The sequence below is a fragment of the Yersinia alsatica genome (assembly GCF_025133195.1).
In the GTDB taxonomy this organism is placed as follows: Bacteria; Pseudomonadota; Gammaproteobacteria; order Enterobacterales; family Enterobacteriaceae; genus Yersinia; species Yersinia alsatica.
This window is the reverse complement of the sequence record NZ_CP104006.1, coordinates 2,479,707-2,499,100: the sequence shown is the minus strand read 5'-3', so window position 1 is coordinate 2,499,100 and position 19,394 is coordinate 2,479,707. Positions and strand designations below refer to the sequence as shown.

Below are 19,394 nucleotides of genomic sequence, written 5' to 3'. Positions count from 1 at the left end.
AAGCAGCGTTTCAATCAATAAAAATCTTCCTCGTTTTCCCCGCCAATGATACCGGTGTTCCATCGGTGCCATTGGCACATAATTCTGGTGTTTTCTCCAGCCAGTTAACAGTTTTTACATCATATCCAGACAAAAATTATGCAGGCACATGAGGCTGTTTTATTTAAATCCTCATTCATAATGTGTGCCGTAAAATCATAACAAAATCGAATCTATATTGAGGATAAATCAAATGGCAAAAAGCACTATGTCAGATTTCTCACCCTCTGCTGAGTTAGTCTGCATACTCAGGGCAAAATCCTACAGTGAAAAAAGGGAGGGATACAAAACAGAGGATTATATCTCGCTATTAATTTCACACTCATTAACCTCTTTTTTTTCAATGACCCAAAAATCATTTTTGATGCCGGGTAATATTCTCTCACCACAAATACCTGCGGGCAGCTATGAATTTTTAATTAGCCGGACAAAGTATCTAGATGAGTTTTTCCAATTACATGCTAGTGAGTTTGCTAATATTTTCATTCTTGGCGCCGGTTTTGATTCCAGAGCCATTAGGTTTCAGAATTTACTACAGCAAAGCCTGATTTATGAGTTAGACCATCCGGTGTCGCAAAAAAATAAAATAGCCAAACTACAAGAGCTAAGCATCTCTACCCCGCAAAACTTGCGCTATATCCCTATCGATTTTAACCAAAACAATTTGGTTAACATATTGCAGGAGTTGCCGAGAAAAAAAGGCGAAAAAAACCTATTTATATTGGAGGGGCTGATTATGTATTTGCTCCCTGACACAGTAGAGAATATTTTCTCCGCGATTGGCACTTATGCCTCCCCCGCCAGCGAAATCATTTTCGATTATGTTTATTCCGATGTCTTAACCGGGGAGAACACTTCATATGGTTCTATCGAGGTTTTTGAAGGGCTAAAAAATATTGGCGAGCATATGCTTTTTGGCATAGAAAAAGGGCATCTGGATACTTTTTTAAATCAACACCATCTGAAACTGCTTGATGAGATGGATGCCAATATTCTTGAACAGCGCTTTTTTGCCAATTCACAAGGAAAGGTGCTGGGCAAACTGAATACCGCGCTGGCTATTGCCCATGCTATTAAATAAAAATCAAAATAAAATCAGCCAATAAGCTTCTGGCTCGGGCCTATTATGCTATTTAAAACAAATAACGCCGCAGTGGGCTTTTTTGTTTCAATATTCTCGCTATGATGAAACAACGCTTTTCTTTCCCAGCCGCGAGAAAATTATGTTTATCGATTTACGCAGTGACACAGTAACACAACCTAGCGCTGCGATGCGCAGTGCTATGGCCAATGCCGAAGTTGGCGATGATGTGTATGGCGATGACCCAACGGTAAATGCTCTAGAAGCTGAAGCCGCCCGGTTATCAGGTAAAGAAGCCGCGCTATTCTTACCAACCGGCACCCAGGCAAATCTGGTGGCGTTGTTAACTCACTGTCAGCGTGGTGAAGAGTACATTGTCGGCCAGAAGGCGCATAACTACCTGTATGAAGCGGGCGGTGCCGCAGTTCTCGGTAGTATCCAACCCCAACCTATTGATGCCAATGATGACGGTACGCTGCCTTTAGATAAAGTTTTGGCAGCCATCAAACCTGATGATATTCATTTTGCCCAAACGCGACTGCTAAGTTTGGAAAATACTCATAGCGGCAAAGTGTTGCCGCTGAGCTATTTACAGCAAGCCAGAGCATTGACCGACGAACATAAACTTGCACTGCATATTGATGGCGCACGTATATTTAATGCCGCAGTGGCACTGAATGTGCCATTAAGCGAAATCAGCCAATATTGCGACACTTTGACTATTTGCCTTTCCAAAGGCTTGGGAACCCCGGTAGGTTCTCTGCTGTGTGGCAGTGCTGAATATATTCACCGCGCCCGCCGCTGGCGGAAAATGACCGGCGGTGGCATGCGCCAGGCTGGGATACTTGCGGCAGCCGGGCTATATGCCTTAGAGCATAATGTCGCCCGTCTAAAAGACGACCACGACAATGCCGTGTGGCTGGAACAACAACTGCGCTCATTGGATATCGACATTGTGGCTCCCGGCGCACAAACCAACGTGCTGTATATTAAGCAATCGGCTGAATATGCTGCCAAACTTGGCCCTTGGATGCGCGAGCGTGGGGTATTAATCAGTGCTGGCCCCATCACCCGAATGATTACTCATATAAATATCAGCCGCCCAGATCTGGAAAAAGTGGTCGCATTGTGGCGTGAATTTTTGACAGAACAGCGCTCATGACACCACAACGGATATTGGTGCTAGGCGCCAGTGGCTACATCGGTCAGCACCTGATTCCAAAGCTTAGCCAACAGGGGCACCAGGTCATTGCCGCCGCCCGCCGTATCGAATGGTTAAAAGAGCAACAGTGGCCGGGGGTCGATTGCCGCTTTGTTGACCTTTATCAACCCGCAACCTTACATGCTGTTTTGCCAGATATTGATGTTGTTTACTATCTGGTGCATGGCATGGGGGACGGGCAGGATTTGATTGAGCAAGAACGTATTGCGGCCAACAATATGAAGGCCGCGTTACAGCATGTTGCCAGCACCTCCTCCTCGCCGGTCAAGCAGGTTATTTATCTGGGAGCTTCACAGCCCGGTGATAGCAACTCCACGCACTTGGTTGCCCGCAAACTGACCGGTGATCTGCTGCGCCAGAGTGGCATTCCAGTGACAGAGCTGCGCGCCAGTATCATCATCGGCCCCGGCTCTGCGGCCTTTGAAGTGATGCGCGACATGGTCTATAACCTGCCCATCCTAACGCCCCCACTGTGGGTGCGGTCAAAATCCTCCCCGGTGGCATTGGAAAATCTGCTGGTTTATTTGACCGAATTGCTCAATCACCCGGCCACTGAAAACCGCGTTTTCGATGTCGCCGGGCCGGAATATATAAGCTATCAGACCATGTTCGAGCGCTTTATTGCCATCAGTGGCAAGCGGCGCTGGCTGGTGCCAATTCCCCTCCCCACCCGTTTTATCTCAGTCTATTTCATCAATATGATCACCTCAGTACCCACATCAATTGCCAGTGCATTGATTGAAGGGCTGAATCACGACCTACCTGCCGACGGCCAAGCTTTGCAGGCGCTGATTCCTCAGCAACTCATCAGTTTTGATGATGCTGTTAAAGAGACGTTGCGTCGTGAAGATGAAGTGGTGGACTCAGCAGATTGGGGCTATGACCCAGAGGCGCGCGCCCGTTGGCGGCCGGGTTACGGTTTTTATCCCAAACAAGCTGGCTGCCAACTGTATACCACCGCCTCCAGTGAGGCGCTGTGGCACGTGGTACAACAAATTGGCGGCAAAGAGGGCTATTTCTATGGCAATCTGCTGTGGAAAACCCGCGCCTGGATGGATGACCTTGCCGGTGGCGGTGTCGTTTATGGCCGCCCGGAGAGGGAAACACTGGAGTTGGGTGACCTGATTGATGGCTGGAAAGTTATCACTCTCAAGCCAATGCGCCAACTCGCCATGATGTTCGGTATGAAAGCGCCGGGGCTCGGGCGGCTGACTTTTACTATCAAAGACTTGGGTGGACGTCGGAGTTTTGATGTTCGAGCATGGTGGCATCCGGCTGGTTTTAACGGATTACTGTACTGGTTTGTTATGATGCCGGCACACCTGTTTATTTTCCGTGGAATGGCCCAGCGAATTACAACTTTAGCCGAGCAATATGACCGCGAGCATCAAAGTAGTGGCCCACAGAGTGCTTCATCAACAAATAAGCCAGACATCAAAACCGTGGATACATCAGCTCAATGAACCAAAAGGCCGATAAATAACGGTTATTTGTCGGCCAAGTGAGACATTTGTAATATTTACTCAGCCCTTTCTGATTGCATAGCGCATCATTTCACGGAAGAATGGCATCTTATTTGCTGGGCGAATAATTCAAAGCTCTAGCATTCTGATTATTGGTGGGAACCGAATTCGCTATGAAGGTATTGGTTACCGGTGCAACCTGCGGGTTAGGCCGAAATGCCGTTGAATATCTCCGTCGTCAGGGCATCAAAGTCATCGCCACCGGCAACAACCCGGCGATGGGCGCATTATTGACAAAATTAGGCGCTGAATTTATTCATGCTGATCTGACCAATCTGGTTTCCTCGCAGGCAAAAGCCATGCTGGCGGATGTTGATACCTTGTGGCATTGCTCCAGTTTCACTTCGCCGTGGGGGACTGAGCAGGCCTTTGAATTAGCCAATGTCCGCGCCACACGCCGCTTGGGTGAATGGGCCGCCGCTTATGGCGTAGAGAATTTTATTCATATCTCCTCACCTGCCATTTATTTCGATTATCACCACCACCGTAATATTCAGGAAGATTTCCGCCCAGTACGTTTCGCCAACGAGTTTGCCCGCAGTAAGGCCGCCGGAGAAGAGGTTATCCAGCAATTGGCGTTGTCTAACCCACAGACCCACTTCACTATTTTGCGCCCACAAGGTTTATTCGGCCCGCATGACACGGTGATGCTCCCGCGCCTGCTACAGATGATTAAGTATTATGGCACTTTGCTACTGCCGCGGGGCGGTGATGCATTGGTGGACATGACCTATCTGGAAAATGCGGTTCATGCCATGTGGCAGGCGACCCAAAGCCAAAATACCTTATCGGGCCGAGCTTACAATATTACCAATCAGCAGCCTCGTCCGCTGCGCACTATCGCGCTACATCTGCTGGAAGAGTTGGGGATGACATGCCGCATTCGCTCCGTGCCCTACCCAATGATGGATATTATGGCCAGAGCCATGGAAAAGTTGGGCAATAAAGCAGAGAAAGAGCCGGTACTGACGCATTATGGCGTCGCTAAACTCAATTTTGACCTGACACTGGATACCCAGCGTGCCGAGTTAGAGTTAGGTTATCGCCCAATAGTGTCGCTGGACGAAGGTATTATTCGTACCGCCCGCTGGTTAAAAGAGCATGGTAAATTACGCGGCTGATAAGGTAGGTTAGCTGCAGGTTTGTCATTCACTTTGCCTTGCTGCAACTCCACATTCTTTGGGTATATACTACAATCACTTTCATAATAGATTCTTTCACTTAAGGTCATCATATGAAAAAGAAAAATATTGCCCTGATTCTCCCACTCGCCATCCTGCTCAGTGCTTGTACCACTTCAGTTTCTCCAGCATTCAAGGATGTTAGCAGCCGCACGGCACCTTGTGTTGACGGGGGACCGGACCAAGTCGCGCAGCAATTCTATGACTTACGGATTCAGCAAATTGGTAATAAGAACGGCTTGCCTGACGATAATTTGTCAGCTCAATTTCGCCCTTATCTGAGTCAGGCACTGTATGAAACTATCCAAACAGCCAGAAAACAAGCCGGTAACCGCGCCACTACTCAGGTAAATACCACACAAACTATTAATGGCGATATTTTTACCAGCCTCCGTGAAGGCAGCACCAGTGCCGACGTCGCTAGCGCCTCAACTATCCCTAATACCGATGCGCGGAATATTCCGTTACGTGTCAATTTGACGCACCAAACAGCCGACGGGAAATCTGTGGCATGGCAGGATGAAGTGTTAATGATCCGCGAAGGAACCTGCTGGGTTGTCGATGATATTCGCTTTATGGGAGTCTCTGCCCCAGCGAGCAGCCTGCGTCAACTGCTGGGCGATCGTTAATTCCGTTAGCTAATCTTCCAGTAAACAACCATGATGTTTACTGGAAGTACCTGATGTAAAACTCTTGCCTTTCAACCACCGAATAAATAAGCCTCAACAAGGAAGTCGTGACTATGCACCCATTCATCCGGTTTATCGCTGTTAGCTGCTTTTTTATCTCCGCGACGGCTCAAGCGCAAAATTGTGGGCAAACCGCCCAACTGCTCAACGAACGTTTAAGTTATATGAAGGATGTCGCGGGCTATAAAGCCGCCAATCATTTGCCGATAGAAGACCTCATCCAAGAAGATAAAGTAATGGATAAAAGTCTGGCTGAAGCCGAGTCGCTGGGGTTAAGTGGCGCATCTATCAAGCCGTTCATGGTGGCACAAATCAATGCCGCAAAAGCCATCCAATATCGTTACCGCGCCGATTGGCTATCACAGCCAGAAACACATTGGCAGCCAAAGCCACTGGATGAAGTGCGAACCCACATTAGTGAGTTAAGCAGCACAATTTTGCGGCAGATAGCGCAAGAGCTGAAAAGCTGCCAACCCGCAGAGATGGGCGATAAAGCGCTATTTATCAAAACCATCCGCCAGCATAATTTAAAAGAAGCTGATGTTGAGATCATCTTCACCACATTCAATCAGATAAAATTGAAATAGCCATATTGGGTGTACCGGTTTTATTCCAGTAAACCGGTACCCTTTGATTTGCAAGTACAAACCTATTTCGCTTGTTTTTTAACCCACACTGCGGATGCTCTGTCAGATTTATTCATCGCATGACAAATTCCCTCTGATAGCATTCAAATCCAAATGTTATGCTGTTATTTAGCCGTAACACTGGTTATTAATAAATTTTAACGCACAAAGATTGCATAAGTATGCCGCGGAAGTTACCATTCACCGCATCATTGGCTATTCAGATTTGGCGCATGAGTATTCAACTTAACGGAATTAACTGTTACTACGGCGTACACCAGGCGCTGTTCGACATTACATTAGATTGTCCTGCGGGCGAAACCTTGGTGCTATTGGGGCCAAGTGGTGCCGGTAAAAGCTCATTGCTGCGCGTACTTAATCTGCTGGAAATGCCTCGTTCAGGGACCTTGCAGATCGCCGGTAATCACTTCGACTTTACTCAGGCTCCGGGCGCAAAAGCTATCCGCGAATTACGCCAGAATGTGGGTATGGTCTTCCAGCAATATAATCTTTGGCCGCACTTATCAGTGGTACAAAATCTGATTGAAGCCCCTTGCCGTGTGCTGGGTCTGTCAAAAGATGAAGCCATGGCGCGGGCACAAAAATTACTAACACGTCTGCGTTTGACTGATTTTGCTGATCGCTATCCGCTGCACCTTTCTGGTGGTCAACAACAGCGTGTGGCGATTGCGCGTGCATTAATGATGGAGCCACAGGTGTTGCTGTTTGACGAACCAACCGCGGCACTTGATCCAGAAATTACGGCACAAATTGTCAGTATTATCCGTGAATTGGCCGGCACCGGTATCACTCAGGTGATTGTTACCCATGAGGTTGAAGTGGCCCGCAAAACGGCCAGCCGTGTGGTTTACATGGAAAACGGTCACGTAGTGGAACAAGGCGATGCCAGCCACTTTACACAGCCAACAACTGAAGCTTTTGCCAGCTATCTGTCACATTGATATCTATTTGGGAATTTGCGATGAAAAAATTAATAATTGCTGCAGTCCTCGCCAGTATCAGTTTGTCTGCCTCTGCCGCTGAAACTATTCGTTTCGCTGCTGAAGCAACTTACCCGCCATTTGAATTTATTGATGCCAATAATAAAATGCAGGGCTTTGATATTGATCTGGCCAATGCGCTGTGCAAAGAGATGCAAGCCGATTGTACCTTTACCAATCAGGCTTTCGACAGTTTGATCCCAAGCCTGAAATTCAAACGTTTTGATGCAGTTATCTCTGGGATGGACATCACCCCTGAGCGCCAGAAGCAAGTAGCTTTCACCCAGCCTTACTATGACAACTCTGCCCTGTTTATTGCAGAGAAAGGCAAAATTGCTGATTTGGCGGCACTGAAAGGTAAACGTGTTGGTATGCAAAATGGGTCTACCCATCAGAAATTCCTGATGGAAAAACACCCTGAAATTACTGCCGTTCCTTATGACAGCTATCAGAATGCCATTCTTGATCTGAAAAATGGTCGTCTGGATGCCGTATTTGGTGACACAGCCGTGGTCAATGAGTGGCTGAAGCAGAACAACCAACTGGTGGCGGTCGGTGATAAAGTGACTGATGCCAACTATTTCGGCACCGGTTTAGGTATTGCGGTTCGTCAAAACAATACCGAACTACAGGGTAAGTTAGATGCTGCGCTGGCGAAAGTTAAAGCAGATGGCACCTATCAGACAATCTATAAAAAATGGTTCCAGCAGTAATTTAAACACCCATGAATGAATTTCAACCTTTAGCAAGCGCCGCCGGCATGACCGTCGGCCTTGCCGTTTGTGCCTTGGTCCTCGGCCTGGTTCTGGCGATGCTGTTTGCCGTCGGTGAATCATCGCGTTGGAAAGTGGTCAGTTACCTGACCACCGGCTGGGTCACTATTTTACGCGGGCTACCCGAGATACTGGTGGTCCTGTTTATCTATTTTGGCTCTTCTCAGCTACTGATGATGCTGTCGGACGGCTTTACTCTAAATCTCTATCTGTTTGAGCTGCCCATTAAGCTCAATATTGATGATTTCGAGGTCAGCCCATTCTTGTGTGGTGTTATCGCCCTGGCCCTGCTCTATTCCGCTTATGCTTCGCAAACCTTACGCGGTGCACTGAAAGCGGTGCCTGTCGGGCAATGGGAGTCAGGTCAGGCGCTGGGCTTAAGTCAGGCGGCTATCTTCTTCCGTCTGATTATGCCGCAGATGTGGCGTCATGCCTTACCCGGCTTAGGTAACCAATGGCTGGTGCTGCTGAAAGATACTGCGTTAGTGTCGCTGATCAGTGTCAATGACTTGATGCTGCAAACCAAAAGCATTGCCACTCGAACACAGGAACCCTTCACTTGGTATATGATTGCCGCGGCAATCTATCTGGTGGTTACCCTGCTGAGTCAGTATGTACTCAAATGGATTGAACTCCGTACCACCCGTTTTGAGCGGAGCCCATCCTGATGTTGGAATACTTACCCGAGATTCTTAAAGGGCTGCATACCAGCCTGACATTGACCATCGCCTCTCTGTTGGTTGCTTTGGTGCTGTCACTGCTGTTTACCATTGTGTTGACACTGAAAACCCCGATAGCGAGCCAGGTGGTAAAGATTTACATCACTCTGTTTACCGGTACTCCGCTGTTGGTGCAGATTTTCCTGATTTATTATGGCCCCGGCCAGTTCCCAGCGATTCGCGAATTTCCGTGGTTGTGGCATGTGCTATCGCAACCTTGGTTGTGTGCCATGATAGCCCTCGCGCTGAACAGCGCGGCTTATACCACCTTGCTGTTCCACGGTGCTGTCCGCGCGATTCCGGCCGGTCAGTGGCAATCCTGCGAAGCACTGGGGATGTCCAAAGCACAATCCTTACGCATTCTGCTGCCTTATGCTTTCAAACGCGCGCTATCCTCCTATTCCAACGAAGTGGTATTGGTGTTCAAAAGTACCTCACTGGCTTACACCATCACATTGATGGAAGTTATGGGTTATAGCCAATTGATGTATGGCCGTACCTATGACGTGATGGTATTCGGTGCGGCGGGGATAGTTTACCTGTGTGTCAATGGTTTGCTGACCCTGTTAATGCGGTTGGTGGAGCGCAGAGCATTAGCGTTTGAGCGGCGTAATTAGGGGGAAGCTTTTCCTAATGGTTTTGCTTGAACTAGGTGCTCAGCTCGGTTGTTAAAGCTTCACTGCTCACTTAATCTCGGATGAACCAACCGCCAAAGGGTGTGAGCGCACACCCTTGTGGAATCCCGCGCTTGCGCGAAATATTGCCCTGCGGGTAAACCTCCTGCGTCTTCCGGGCTTAACGAGCCAGCGCGACGGGCATCCTTGCCCGAGCGCGCTTTTCGCGGGCGTCCATGCCCGCTCACTCTACCCTCCATCCTTGTCGGCAATATTCCTGATTGCGCTTAACATCAAAGTCCAAAAACCAATGTTTTGACCTTAATATTTAAAAGCACATTTGAGCAGCCGAGTGAAGAGAGTAGGCAAGGAAAATGGGCAGGACGCCCGTTTTAGGCGTCGCGCGGAGGGACCCGCGTAAAGCCGTCCGCCAGCCGAAACGATGAGTGAGGGACACCCACGAAGTGGGCTAGCGATACGTGCGTAGGCGCGGGATTGTCAAGGGTGTGCGCCAACACACCCTTGACCGGTTGAGGCCACGGAGATTAAGTGAGCAGTGAAGCTTTAACAACCGAACCGAACACCTAAATGAATATCAACCGAAATCTGATTCGATATCGATTAATCAAAATATCCCCCCTTCTTTTATCACAAAAATAAAAACTAAATTTTTAATCACATTACTTGCATATAAATTCATAAAATGGCAATGTAAACATCATCATTCATCCGAATAAATCGCGATGAAGCATCACCAGCAATAATAAAATCAATAACTAACAACGTATTCTATTAAAAAAATTCAGACAGGAGTTTAAGCATGAAAAAGTTACTATTGGCAACAATCTTAAGTGGTATGGTTTTCAGTGCGACTGCCGCAGAAACTATCCGGTTTGCCGCTTCTGCAACTTACCCGCCTTTTGAATCTATTGGTGCCAATAACGAAATTGTCGGCTTTGATATGGATTTGGCAAAAGCATTATGCAAGCAGATGGAAGCCAACTGTACTTTTACCAATCAGGCCTTTGATAGCTTGATCCCCGCGCTTAAATTCAAACGTTATGATGCAGTCATTTCCGGTATGGACATTACTCCTGAACGTAGCAAGCAAGTGGCATTTACCCAGCCGTACTATGCTAACTCAGCCATTGTCATCGCCCCGAAAGGTAAATTCAGTTCTTTCGCTGACTTGAAAGGCAAGAAAATCGGCATGGAAAATGGTACCACCCACCAAAAATATCTACAGGATAAGCACCCTGAAATTCAAACCGTGGCTTATGACAGCTACCAAAATGCCATTATCGACCTGAAAAATGGCCGTATTGATGGGGTGTTCGGTGACACTGCGGTCGTTAATGAGTGGCTGAAAACCAACCCGAATCTGGCGTCAGTTGGCCAGCATGTGACTGATCCGCAATATTTCGGTACTGGGCTGGGGATTGCCGTGCGCCCAGAGAACAGTGCGCTGTTGGAAAAACTGAATAAAGCGATTGATGCAGTAAAAGCTGATGGCACATACAAAGCCATTAATGATAAGTGGTTTCCTAACTGATCCACACGTTAATCAGTCCTCAAAGCCATTGGAGTTGCAGCTCGGCGGCCAGCAAACACATCCCGATGAGCTTACTCAGGTAAGTGATTCGGGTGCGCACGCGCAGCTAACACCCTGCGGCTTCAAGGACGAAGGGTAAGTAATGTCAGCACTTCATAATGGCTAGTATGTGGAAACATATCGAACAACTGAACCCGCTCAATGCGGTAATCCGCTAACTGGCCAATATCTTTTGCCATCGTCTCTGCATTGCAGCTTGAATAGAGAATAAATTTAGGTGCCATCTGGCTGAGATAGCGGCACAGTTCGCTGCCAATTCCACGGCGCGGCGGATTGACCAAAACCAACTGCGGCACTTGTGCTTCGGCGCTAGCGAATCGGGTTGAATCGAGCGCGGCAAAATTGACGTTTTTTAGCCCTAACTGATCCGCAGACTGTCGCGCGCAAGCAATCGCTTCAGCGCTGATTTCAATCCCGGTAAGCTGAGTATCGGTATCGGCACAATGCAAACCAAACCCGCCCACCCCACAGAACAAATCCCACATGCTATCAATATTCAGTTCACGCACCCATTGGCGGGCCGTGGCATACAGCGAGGCCGCTACCTGTGGATTAGTCTGGAAAAAGCTTTGTGGCCGGATAAACAGCGGAACCTGATTGAATAACTCGGGTAGCGCCTGCTGCTCAGTTAACGCTATCTCCTGCTCCCCTTCCAAAATCGCCATATGCACCGGCTGAATATTGGCCGAGATAACCGCCAGTTGCGGCAATTGTTGCTGAAGCCACGGCAACGCTGCCCGCAGTTGCGCCAGTTTAGCTTCAGAGCGCAGTACAAAACGCAGCATAAGCTCGCCGCTATAGGTGCTCTCAGTCAACAACAGAAATTTCAACTCACCCCGTTTACGGGCCACGTTATAGGGCGTCAAACCCGCACGGGCAATAAAGATTTTAAGCACCGCAAAAATGGCGGCAAAACTGGCCGGATAAAGGGGACAATCACACAAATCTACCGCAGTGCCATCACGATGCAACATCCCTAACAGCGGGCGTTCAACACTGCCACTGACCACCATTTTCGCTTTATTACGAAAAGCACTTTCACGCCCGAACACCGGATCGAGCCATTGAGCTACGGCATGGCCGGATAACAGACTTTCTAAATGATGTTGTTTGTCAGTTAGTTGCTGGGGATAAGGTTTATCCAGCCACTGACAAGAACGGCAACTACCTGCCGTATATTGTGCGCAATGCATTAATAATTGACCGTTATAATCTGAGACATTAAATAATTTGCAGCCGAGGCTGTTGATGGGAACGGATTGTAGCACTGTGTCACGCTAAACACTCATTTTGGCGCGCGGAAGTCGTGGTGCCAGGGGAAAAACAACAAACCGATAATCACCACATCCGGGATCTTCTGTAACAGCAGGCTATGCAGGATTTCTGCGCCAGTATCCCCTTCGACGCGGAAAACATCCACATCAAGAGATAGCCAATCCAGCGATACCATCAATAAATAAACAATGACGAGTAACTGACACACCAAATAGGTCCAGCGCGCCCAATTTTGCCGTAGGCAGACTGCGACACCACACAGGATCTCCAGTAGCAGCAGCAAAATACTGACAGTAAAGACCAAGCCGGAACCCCAGGTTTGCAGACTTTCATAAATAAAACTGCCGGTACCGCTCCAGCCCAGTTCCGCCACCAACAGTAATACCCCGATAAAACGGGTCGCAATGATGGCCGTTCCGGCAATTAACACCGGCACCGGCGTAGTCGCCGCAGATGAAAACGCTGAGGATGAAAATAACGATCTCATATTGCCCTGTTGGTCTCCCTGCTCAGGTTTTGCAACCTGATGTTATCCTTGACAATAACGCCGCTTAAGCGCGGCGTTATAAGATGATGAAAGCCTAACAGTTTTAATGCTAATCAGCTACGGGCAGCTTTACGTAATTCGCGCAATCGCTGTTTTTCCGCGCGGGACATAAACCACCACGCGATTAAGCCGATAATCCCGACCACCAGCAAGATAAGCGTCGCTAAGGCATTTATCTCTGGATTAACCCCCATGCGCACACTGGAGAACACCAACATCGGTAACGTGGTTGCGCCCGGCCCGGCAACAAAGCTGGCAATCACCAAGTCATCCAGCGATAAGGTAAAGGCCAACAACCAACCGGAGATGAGCGCCGGTGCAATCATCGGTACGGTAATCACGAAAAAGACTTTTAATGGCGTCGCCCCCAAATCCATCGCCGCTTCTTCGATTGACCGATCCAACTCGCGCAAACGCGAACTGATCACCACCGTCACATAGGCGGTACAGAACGTCACATGGGCCAGCCAGATGGTAAACATACCGCGCTCCGCCGGCCAGCCAATGGCGTGGCCCATGGCCACGAACAGCAACAACAGTGACAAACCCGTGATGACATCGGGCATCACCAACGGCGCGGTCAGCATAAAAGCGAAGCCGGTAGAGCCGCGAAAACGCCCGAAGCGCACCATGACCACTGCGGCTATCGTCCCCAGCACCACCGCCATTGTGGCAGAAGCTGCCGCGATAGTTAGACTCAAGCCAACAGCAGATATCATCGCCGAGTCATTAAAAAGCTCAGTATACCAACGGGTTGACCACCCTGCCCACACGGTGACCAATTTTGAACTGTTAAATGAATAGATAACCAACATCAGCATCGGCGCATACAAGAATGTATAGCCGACAATCAGGATCACCCGGCGCCAGACCGAACGCACTTCCGGTAGGTTATTCATACCGAGCCTCCTGGCTCTTTATTCTGGTGTTTGTGGAACCAGAGTATCGGCACAATCAGCAACACCAACATCACCGTCGCTACCGCTGAGGCCACCGGCCAGTCACGGTTATTGAAGAACTCCTGCCACAAAATACGGCCAATCATGATGCTATCCGGCCCACCGAGCAGTTCAGGGATAACAAACTCACCGACCGCAGGAATAAAGACCAGCATGGAGCCCGCAACAATTCCCCCTTTGGTCAAGGGTACAATGACACTGACAAAAGTCTTAAATGGCTTCGCCCCCAAGTCCAGCGCGGCTTCAACCAACGAATAATCCAGCCGGGTCAGCGCGGTATAGATAGGCAGCACCATAAAAGGTAGATAGGAATACACCACGCCAATGTATACCGCTAGATTGGTGTGCAGAATAATCAGCGGCTGATCAATAATCCCGGTCCACATTAGGAAGTTATTCAGAATACCGTTATTTTTTAGTATCCCCATCCAGGCATAAACGCGAATCAGGAATGAGGTCCATGACGGCAAAATCACCAGCAGCAATAGGATATTGCGCGTGGATGATTTACTGTGGGCGATCGCCCACGCCAATGGATAGCCGATAATCAGGCAACAAAATGTCGATACCGCCGCCACTTGCAGTGATTGCAGGTAAGCATCGATATACAGTGGATCATCAAGCAGTTGCAGATAGTTGCCAAGATTGAGCGAGATATCCAACTTACCGTCCAACCAGGTCACCAGGTCGGTATAAGGGGGAACGGCACGCGCCATCTCTGCCAGACTGATTTTAAACACAATCAGGAATGGCAGCATAAACAGCAGGAATAGCCACAAATAGGGCATCGCAATGACCAATTTGCGGCCATGCGACATCTGGAAGCGCTGTATCAGCGCCTTAACTGGCCCGATAGCGCGGGTCGGTGGCTCTGCTGCCCCACGGGTAGATTCTGGTATCACAATATTAAGCTCCCAACACCACACAGCTATCCGCGTCCCAGCAGAGTTGCACTTCATCACCCCAGGTTGGCATCCCTTTACGATAGCGATGGCCATTCTGTAGCTGCGCACTCAGCATCTGCCCACTGTGTAATTTAACGTGATAGATAGACAAATCGCCCAGATAGGCAATGTGCACCACTTCACCCACCGCAAAGTTACAACCGTCTTCCGGCACCTGCTCGCACAGCATCACTTTCTCTGGACGCAGGGCAACAAAAACGGGCACACCATCAACCACCGAAGCATCAGAATCAACTTTCAACGGATGGCGTAAGCCGGGGCTATCAATAATTAGTGCATCATCCAAACGCTCTTTTAGCACCCCTTCAAACACATTCACCGAACCGATAAACTCTGCGCTGAATCTACTGTTAGGATGCTCATAGATCTCTTCTGGCTCGCCAATTTGCACAAATTTGCCACGGTTCATAATGGCAATGCGCCCGGCCATGGTCATCGCTTCTTCCTGATCATGGGTCACCATGACGCAAGTGGCTCCCACCCGCTCTAAAATATCCACTACTTCCAGTTGCATGCGGTCGCGCAGCTTTTTATCTAATGCGCCCATGGGCTCATCCAGCAGCAGCAGTTTGGGCCGTTTCGCCAAACTGCGCGCCAGTGCCACTCGCTGGCGCTGACCGCCAGAGAGCTGGTGCGGCTTACGTTTGGCAAACTCTTGCATATGCACCAATGTCAGCATCTCTGCCACTCGGCTTTTGATTTCATCCGTTGGGAGTTTGTCTTGCTTCAAACCAAAGGCGATATTTTGCTCGACAGTCATATGTGGGAATAATGCATACGACTGGAACATCATATTGATTGGGCGCTGATAAGGCGGCACATGCGACAAATCCTGCCCATCAAGCACTATTTGCCCCTGAGTCGGTTGTTCAAAACCGGCCAGCATACGCAACAGGGTGGATTTGCCACAGCCTGAAGCCCCTAACAGCGCAAAAATCTCACCTTTATAGATGGTCAAATTGACATCATCTACCGCGGCCTGACCATCAAATGATTTGGTTAAATTGCGAATCTCCAGCAAGGGGGTAAACACCTTCTGGGATTTTGGCTGCGGACGGGGAATTACATCATTCACTCAGCGTGCTCTCCGTGAAAGCAGAACAGGCCGCATTCAAGGTGCGGCACAATAAAAAAACAGGAACAGGAAGATACACTCCCTGTCCCTACCATGGTCTATTTTACTTTTTCATCAATGGGTTAACAGTCTTCAATGAGTAACTGCGTCACGCCAATGGTTTATTTACCGCTTTTCACTTTGGTCCAGGCCCGCGTGATCACGCGATCAATTTTCGGATCTTGTACTTTCAGAGTGAACATTTTGGCGCGCACATCAGCTGGCGGGTAAATGCCCGGATTATCACGAATTTCTGCATTCACCAGCGGGGTTGCCGCTTTGTTGGCATTCGCATAGAACACGTGATTACTGATATTCGCAATCACATCAGGGCGCATCAGGTAATTCAGGAACTGATAAGCTTCATCCTGATTTTTGGCATCAGATGGCATCGCAAACACATCAAAGAAAGCTAGTGCCCCTTCCTTTGGAATGCTGTAAGCCACATTCACACCATTTTTAGCTTCTTTGGCACGATTAGAAGCCTGCATAACATCACCAGCCCAACCTACCGCAACGCAGATATCGCCGTTGGCCAAATCATTAATATATTGTGATGAGTGGAAATAGCGGATATTCGGTCGTAATTTCAACAGTAAATCAGTGGCCGGGCCGGTGTAATCACTGGCCTGAATACTGTTCGGATCTTTGCCCAGATAATTGAGCACGGTGGCAAAAATCTCACTTGGCGCATCGAGGAAAGAGACGCCACAACTTTTCAGCTTCTCAAGATTTTCGGGTTTTAATACTAAATCCCAGCTGTTGACGGGGGCATCAGTCCCCAGTGCTGCTTTAACTTTTTCTACGTTATAGCCGATACCCGTAGTCGCCCACAGATAAGGGATTGCGTGTTTATTCTCGGGATCGTGTTTGCTGACCAAGGCCAACAATTCGGGATCAAGATTTTTGTAATTCGGTAATTTGCTTTTATCCAGCGGCTTAAATACGCCAGCAGACAATTGACGTTCGAGGAAACTGGCAGATGGCACCACCAAGTCAAACCCGGTACTCCCCGCCATCAATTTACCTTCCAACACCTCGTTGGAGTCAAACACATCATAGACAACTTTAATGCCGGTCTCTTTCTGGAAATTTGCCAGCGTATCCGGCGCGATATAATCGGACCAGTTGTAAACGTGCAGTGTTTTTTCCTCAGCAGATGCTGAGACGGACGCGGCCATTAACAGGCCAGCAGCAACACCCGATAACCACTTTTTACGTTGGGTGAACATCCGTTAACTCCTCCAAAATAGGGGGTGAGGTCGTACGCAAATTTGTATCCGAGGGGATACAACACCTTTGGCCTGCCGAGCGTGATTGCCACAAACACCAGATGCATGACTATGCACGGCGTGTGATTATTAACCTAACAAGGATAATCACTGATATTGCGGGGGAATATTATGCCCGTTGCAGAAACAGCAGCATAACCGCAGTTCGCAATTCACACCAGACTCTAGGGTAAAAAACGCCTTTTATCGATTTTTTATGCATATTCTATCTATGTAATGCGCCACTTACGGTATAAACGGCGACAAATATCTGGCAAAGGCGGGTAAAAAGCAGAATATCTTATGGTTTATAAGGGGGATAGCAGTGTGCCACTGATGATCAGCAGCACTCTGATAATTGATGTGAGGTGTCGATTAATGAATAACAGGATAAGCCGTGGCAGTTTGCGGCAACTCATCGTCGTCACTGTTGCCAATGAAGAGCAAATCATTAGCACGTGCTTCCAAAATAATCATGGAGATCTGTTCTTCGCACTGCTGCATAAAGTAGCCAAATTGGGCAAATGTTACCCCAACTTCTATTGTCAGCGACTGGCAAACAATCAGTTTTGGCAGATTATCATCCTGAATATCAATAAAGGCTTTAACCGTCAGTGAACTGGCATTAATTTGGCTAAGATCGGCCACTAATGGGATCAAAGCTGTCGGCCGAACCTCGGCCAGTGCAGAGAACAGAATGACGTTATCAACCAAATCAACTTTGGCATCAAACACACCCTCAAAATTTTGCATATGCGGCAAATGCAGTGCCTGGCAGGAATCGCATTCAAAAAATGAGATACCGAGCTGATCCAGCCAACGCCGTAATAAGGCTAAATCCGGGACGATGAGTGAATCCATAACTACCTACCTCACGATTCTCATAATACGAAAAGTGGCATAGCTTACGGAATATTGGCCGACAGTGCCACTTCAATCCCGACTAATTTAATGCCCTAAAGAAGACTTGGTCATGACCTTACTCAGATTTATTCTCCTTTTTTATTCGCTCTTCATCTAACTCTTTCTTGGATTGCGGTTTGGATATTCTATCTGCACTGCCTAATAATGGCCCAAAACCGCTGGCCACGCGCCAAACAATATAGGCGGCAGCCGGGAGCATCAGGCCAATTCCGACAAAAATCATAATAATCGCAACAGTGGCGGTTCCCATCGAACCAGGTAATGACACAAAGTCATTAATACTAAGATAGGCAACAACCAGTAATACCATCCCCAACACTTCTGAAATAATCACAATGCGGGGCATATCTCCTAACGAGCGCATCTTTGCCTCCGATAAGCTCAAGAACGACTTTGACTCAGTGTATTGAATCCCCACTGTTTGTAACAGTATCGATAAGCAAATAGGTAAGATTAATCAGACTAACAGGTAATTCCTGCTTTTTTTTCACTACGCCAAAGGGCATAGTAGACCCCAGTGAGAGTGAGTAATGCGCTAGAAGTCATTTAACAGTTGAATATATCAGTAACTGTTGGCGAAGTGATTATCTCAATTTAATCAAGGAGTTCTACATGTTTGCTGTAATTTTCGGGCGTCCTGGATGTCCTTACTGTGTTCGTGCCAAAGAACTGGCGGAAAAGCTGGAAACTGAACGCGACGATTTTAAATTCCGTTACATCGATATTCATGCGGAAGGTATTACCAAAGCTGACCTGGAAAAAACAGTCGGTAAACCGGTAGAAACCGTGCCACAAATCTTTATCGATGAAAAACATATTGGTGGTTGCACCGATTTTGAAGCTTACGCGAAACAAAATCTAAGCCTGTTCCAGTAATCCGGTTAGCAACCAACTGAAGTTTTCTATACCAATAGGGTTTTTCTGTCAATTTTGGTTGGTTTTATCCGATAAAGGGTGTTTAACACCCTTTTTTATTGCCTGTCATTTATCTCACCGCAGTAAAAATATCGCCCCAAAGCGGTTCACCCTCGATTATTAGTAGCATATAAGCCCACATTTTATTACTAACCAAGCATATCTATCTGGCTATGCCAAACTTCCTGCTTACTACTGGCTGTCTCGCAGCAGACCGATTAGAATAAGCCCCGTTATTGCCAACATTTATCTTTTTTTGGCGATAACATTTTTGAATTTAAAGATATGTGTCGCTCTAGCGTTACATTGAGGGCGAGTGCATCGTAAATCATCGTCATCCGGGC

20 protein-coding genes are annotated in these 19,394 nt (G+C 48.0%); 12 read left to right on the top strand and 8 right to left on the bottom strand.

What is annotated here, in order from left to right; all coding sequences use genetic code 11:
- Positions 1-232 precede the first annotated feature (232 nt).
- The 11 genes from N0H69_RS11060 (at position 233) to N0H69_RS11010 (ending at position 11,020) form a co-directional block, all read left to right on the top strand.
- The gene (locus N0H69_RS11060; protein ID WP_050151045.1) at positions 233-1,120 is read left to right on the top strand and encodes a class I SAM-dependent methyltransferase; all 888 of its coding nucleotides are present in this window, start codon (positions 233-235) and stop codon (positions 1,118-1,120) included.
- Positions 1,121-1,262: 142 nt separating this feature from the next.
- Entirely contained in the window at positions 1,263-2,282 is a 1,020-nt protein-coding gene (gene ltaE, locus N0H69_RS11055; protein ID WP_050106282.1) for a low-specificity L-threonine aldolase, read from the top strand.
- Positions 2,279-3,805, top strand: a complete 1,527-nt coding sequence (locus N0H69_RS11050) for a DUF2867 domain-containing protein (protein ID WP_253272088.1) — start codon at positions 2,279-2,281, stop codon at positions 3,803-3,805. The genes ltaE and N0H69_RS11050 overlap by 4 nt, the downstream gene beginning before the upstream one ends.
- A gap of 173 nt (positions 3,806-3,978) precedes the next feature.
- Positions 3,979-4,986 (top strand): 3-beta-hydroxysteroid dehydrogenase, encoded by a 1,008-nt coding sequence (locus N0H69_RS11045; protein WP_050133034.1) that lies wholly within the window; start codon positions 3,979-3,981, stop codon positions 4,984-4,986.
- 113 nt (positions 4,987-5,099) lie between these two features.
- Positions 5,100-5,675, top strand: a complete 576-nt coding sequence (locus tag N0H69_RS11040; RefSeq protein WP_050106276.1) for a lipoprotein — start codon at positions 5,100-5,102, stop codon at positions 5,673-5,675.
- 113 nt (positions 5,676-5,788) lie between these two features.
- The gene (locus tag N0H69_RS11035) at positions 5,789-6,322 is read left to right on the top strand and encodes a chorismate mutase (RefSeq protein ID WP_050120961.1); all 534 of its coding nucleotides are present in this window, start codon (positions 5,789-5,791) and stop codon (positions 6,320-6,322) included.
- 272 nt (positions 6,323-6,594) lie between these two features.
- Positions 6,595-7,323, top strand: a complete 729-nt coding sequence (gene artP, locus N0H69_RS11030; protein WP_050106362.1) for an arginine ABC transporter ATP-binding protein ArtP — start codon at positions 6,595-6,597, stop codon at positions 7,321-7,323.
- Between the two features lie 20 nt (positions 7,324-7,343).
- Positions 7,344-8,075 carry an arginine ABC transporter substrate-binding protein gene (gene artJ / locus N0H69_RS11025; protein WP_050106274.1) on the top strand — a complete coding sequence of 244 codons (732 nt, stop codon included), beginning with the start codon at positions 7,344-7,346 and terminating at the stop codon, positions 8,073-8,075.
- Between the two features lie 11 nt (positions 8,076-8,086).
- A complete protein-coding gene (gene artQ / locus N0H69_RS11020) occupies positions 8,087-8,803 on the top strand; it encodes an arginine ABC transporter permease ArtQ (protein WP_050106273.1) in 717 nt (238 codons plus the stop codon).
- Positions 8,803-9,471, top strand: a complete 669-nt coding sequence (gene artM / locus N0H69_RS11015; protein WP_050120959.1) for an arginine ABC transporter permease ArtM — start codon at positions 8,803-8,805, stop codon at positions 9,469-9,471. The genes artQ and artM overlap by 1 nt, the downstream gene beginning before the upstream one ends.
- Positions 9,472-10,288: 817 nt before the next feature.
- Positions 10,289-11,020, top strand: a complete 732-nt coding sequence (locus N0H69_RS11010; RefSeq protein ID WP_050120957.1) for an arginine ABC transporter substrate-binding protein — start codon at positions 10,289-10,291, stop codon at positions 11,018-11,020.
- A gap of 122 nt (positions 11,021-11,142) precedes the next feature.
- On the opposite strand, the gene rlmC is transcribed toward N0H69_RS11010, so the two are convergent.
- The 8 genes from rlmC to N0H69_RS10970 all read right to left on the bottom strand — a co-directional run bounded on the left by rlmC (position 11,143) and on the right by N0H69_RS10970 (position 18,499).
- The gene (rlmC, locus tag N0H69_RS11005) at positions 11,143-12,273 is read right to left on the bottom strand and encodes a 23S rRNA (uracil(747)-C(5))-methyltransferase RlmC (RefSeq protein ID WP_050151100.1); all 1,131 of its coding nucleotides are present in this window, start codon (positions 12,271-12,273) and stop codon (positions 11,143-11,145) included.
- Between the two features lie 92 nt (positions 12,274-12,365).
- Positions 12,366-12,842 carry a YbjO family protein gene (locus tag N0H69_RS11000; protein WP_050106269.1) on the bottom strand — a complete coding sequence of 159 codons (477 nt, stop codon included), beginning with the start codon at positions 12,840-12,842 and terminating at the stop codon, positions 12,366-12,368.
- Between the two features lie 113 nt (positions 12,843-12,955).
- Positions 12,956-13,801 carry a putrescine ABC transporter permease PotI gene (gene potI, locus N0H69_RS10995; RefSeq protein WP_050120955.1) on the bottom strand — a complete coding sequence of 282 codons (846 nt, stop codon included), beginning with the start codon at positions 13,799-13,801 and terminating at the stop codon, positions 12,956-12,958.
- Complete coding sequence (potH, locus tag N0H69_RS10990; RefSeq protein WP_050151099.1) at positions 13,798-14,763, bottom strand: putrescine ABC transporter permease PotH; 966 nt, start codon at positions 14,761-14,763, stop codon at positions 13,798-13,800. Before potH ends, potI begins: the two co-directional genes overlap by 4 nt.
- A gap of 4 nt (positions 14,764-14,767) precedes the next feature.
- Positions 14,768-15,901, bottom strand: a complete 1,134-nt coding sequence (gene potG / locus N0H69_RS10985) for a putrescine ABC transporter ATP-binding subunit PotG (RefSeq protein ID WP_050106264.1) — start codon at positions 15,899-15,901, stop codon at positions 14,768-14,770.
- Between the two features lie 161 nt (positions 15,902-16,062).
- Positions 16,063-17,172: a spermidine/putrescine ABC transporter substrate-binding protein PotF gene (gene potF / locus N0H69_RS10980; protein ID WP_050106262.1), complete on the bottom strand. Its 1,110-nt coding sequence runs from the start codon at positions 17,170-17,172 to the stop codon at positions 16,063-16,065.
- Between the two features lie 414 nt (positions 17,173-17,586).
- A complete protein-coding gene (locus tag N0H69_RS10975; RefSeq protein WP_050106260.1) occupies positions 17,587-18,072 on the bottom strand; it encodes a type III secretion system chaperone family protein in 486 nt (161 codons plus the stop codon).
- Between the two features lie 118 nt (positions 18,073-18,190).
- Positions 18,191-18,499, bottom strand: a complete 309-nt coding sequence (locus tag N0H69_RS10970) for a YbjC family protein (protein ID WP_050106259.1) — start codon at positions 18,497-18,499, stop codon at positions 18,191-18,193.
- A gap of 248 nt (positions 18,500-18,747) precedes the next feature.
- On the opposite strand from N0H69_RS10970, the gene N0H69_RS10965 reads away from it, so the two are divergent.
- Complete coding sequence (locus N0H69_RS10965) at positions 18,748-19,011, top strand: GrxA family glutaredoxin (protein WP_004710767.1); 264 nt, start codon at positions 18,748-18,750, stop codon at positions 19,009-19,011.
- The last annotated feature ends 383 nt before the right edge of the window (positions 19,012-19,394 follow it).

Bases quoted from the DNA above. Each gene is read 5' to 3' on its own strand.
- N0H69_RS11060 (WP_050151045.1), top strand. From the start codon at position 233: ATGGCAAAAAGCACTATGTCAGATTTCTCACCCTCTGCTGAGTTAGTC.
- ltaE (WP_050106282.1), top strand. From the start codon at position 1,263: ATGTTTATCGATTTACGCAGTGACACAGTAACACAACCTAGCGCTGCG.
- N0H69_RS11050 (WP_253272088.1), top strand. From the start codon at position 2,279: ATGACACCACAACGGATATTGGTGCTAGGCGCCAGTGGCTACATCGGT.
- N0H69_RS11045 (WP_050133034.1), top strand. From the start codon at position 3,979: ATGAAGGTATTGGTTACCGGTGCAACCTGCGGGTTAGGCCGAAATGCC.
- N0H69_RS11040 (WP_050106276.1), top strand. From the start codon at position 5,100: ATGAAAAAGAAAAATATTGCCCTGATTCTCCCACTCGCCATCCTGCTC.
- N0H69_RS11035 (WP_050120961.1), top strand. From the start codon at position 5,789: ATGCACCCATTCATCCGGTTTATCGCTGTTAGCTGCTTTTTTATCTCC.
- artP (WP_050106362.1), top strand. From the start codon at position 6,595: ATGAGTATTCAACTTAACGGAATTAACTGTTACTACGGCGTACACCAG.
- artJ (WP_050106274.1), top strand. From the start codon at position 7,344: ATGAAAAAATTAATAATTGCTGCAGTCCTCGCCAGTATCAGTTTGTCT.
- artQ (WP_050106273.1), top strand. From the start codon at position 8,087: ATGAATGAATTTCAACCTTTAGCAAGCGCCGCCGGCATGACCGTCGGC.
- artM (WP_050120959.1), top strand. From the start codon at position 8,803: ATGTTGGAATACTTACCCGAGATTCTTAAAGGGCTGCATACCAGCCTG.
- N0H69_RS11010 (WP_050120957.1), top strand. From the start codon at position 10,289: ATGAAAAAGTTACTATTGGCAACAATCTTAAGTGGTATGGTTTTCAGT.
- rlmC (WP_050151100.1), bottom strand. From the start codon at position 12,273: ATGCATTGCGCACAATATACGGCAGGTAGTTGCCGTTCTTGTCAGTGG.
- N0H69_RS11000 (WP_050106269.1), bottom strand. From the start codon at position 12,842: ATGAGATCGTTATTTTCATCCTCAGCGTTTTCATCTGCGGCGACTACG.
- potI (WP_050120955.1), bottom strand. From the start codon at position 13,801: ATGAATAACCTACCGGAAGTGCGTTCGGTCTGGCGCCGGGTGATCCTG.
- potF (WP_050106262.1), bottom strand. From the start codon at position 17,172: ATGTTCACCCAACGTAAAAAGTGGTTATCGGGTGTTGCTGCTGGCCTG.
- N0H69_RS10975 (WP_050106260.1), bottom strand. From the start codon at position 18,072: ATGGATTCACTCATCGTCCCGGATTTAGCCTTATTACGGCGTTGGCTG.
- N0H69_RS10970 (WP_050106259.1), bottom strand. From the start codon at position 18,499: ATGCGCTCGTTAGGAGATATGCCCCGCATTGTGATTATTTCAGAAGTG.
- N0H69_RS10965 (WP_004710767.1), top strand. From the start codon at position 18,748: ATGTTTGCTGTAATTTTCGGGCGTCCTGGATGTCCTTACTGTGTTCGT.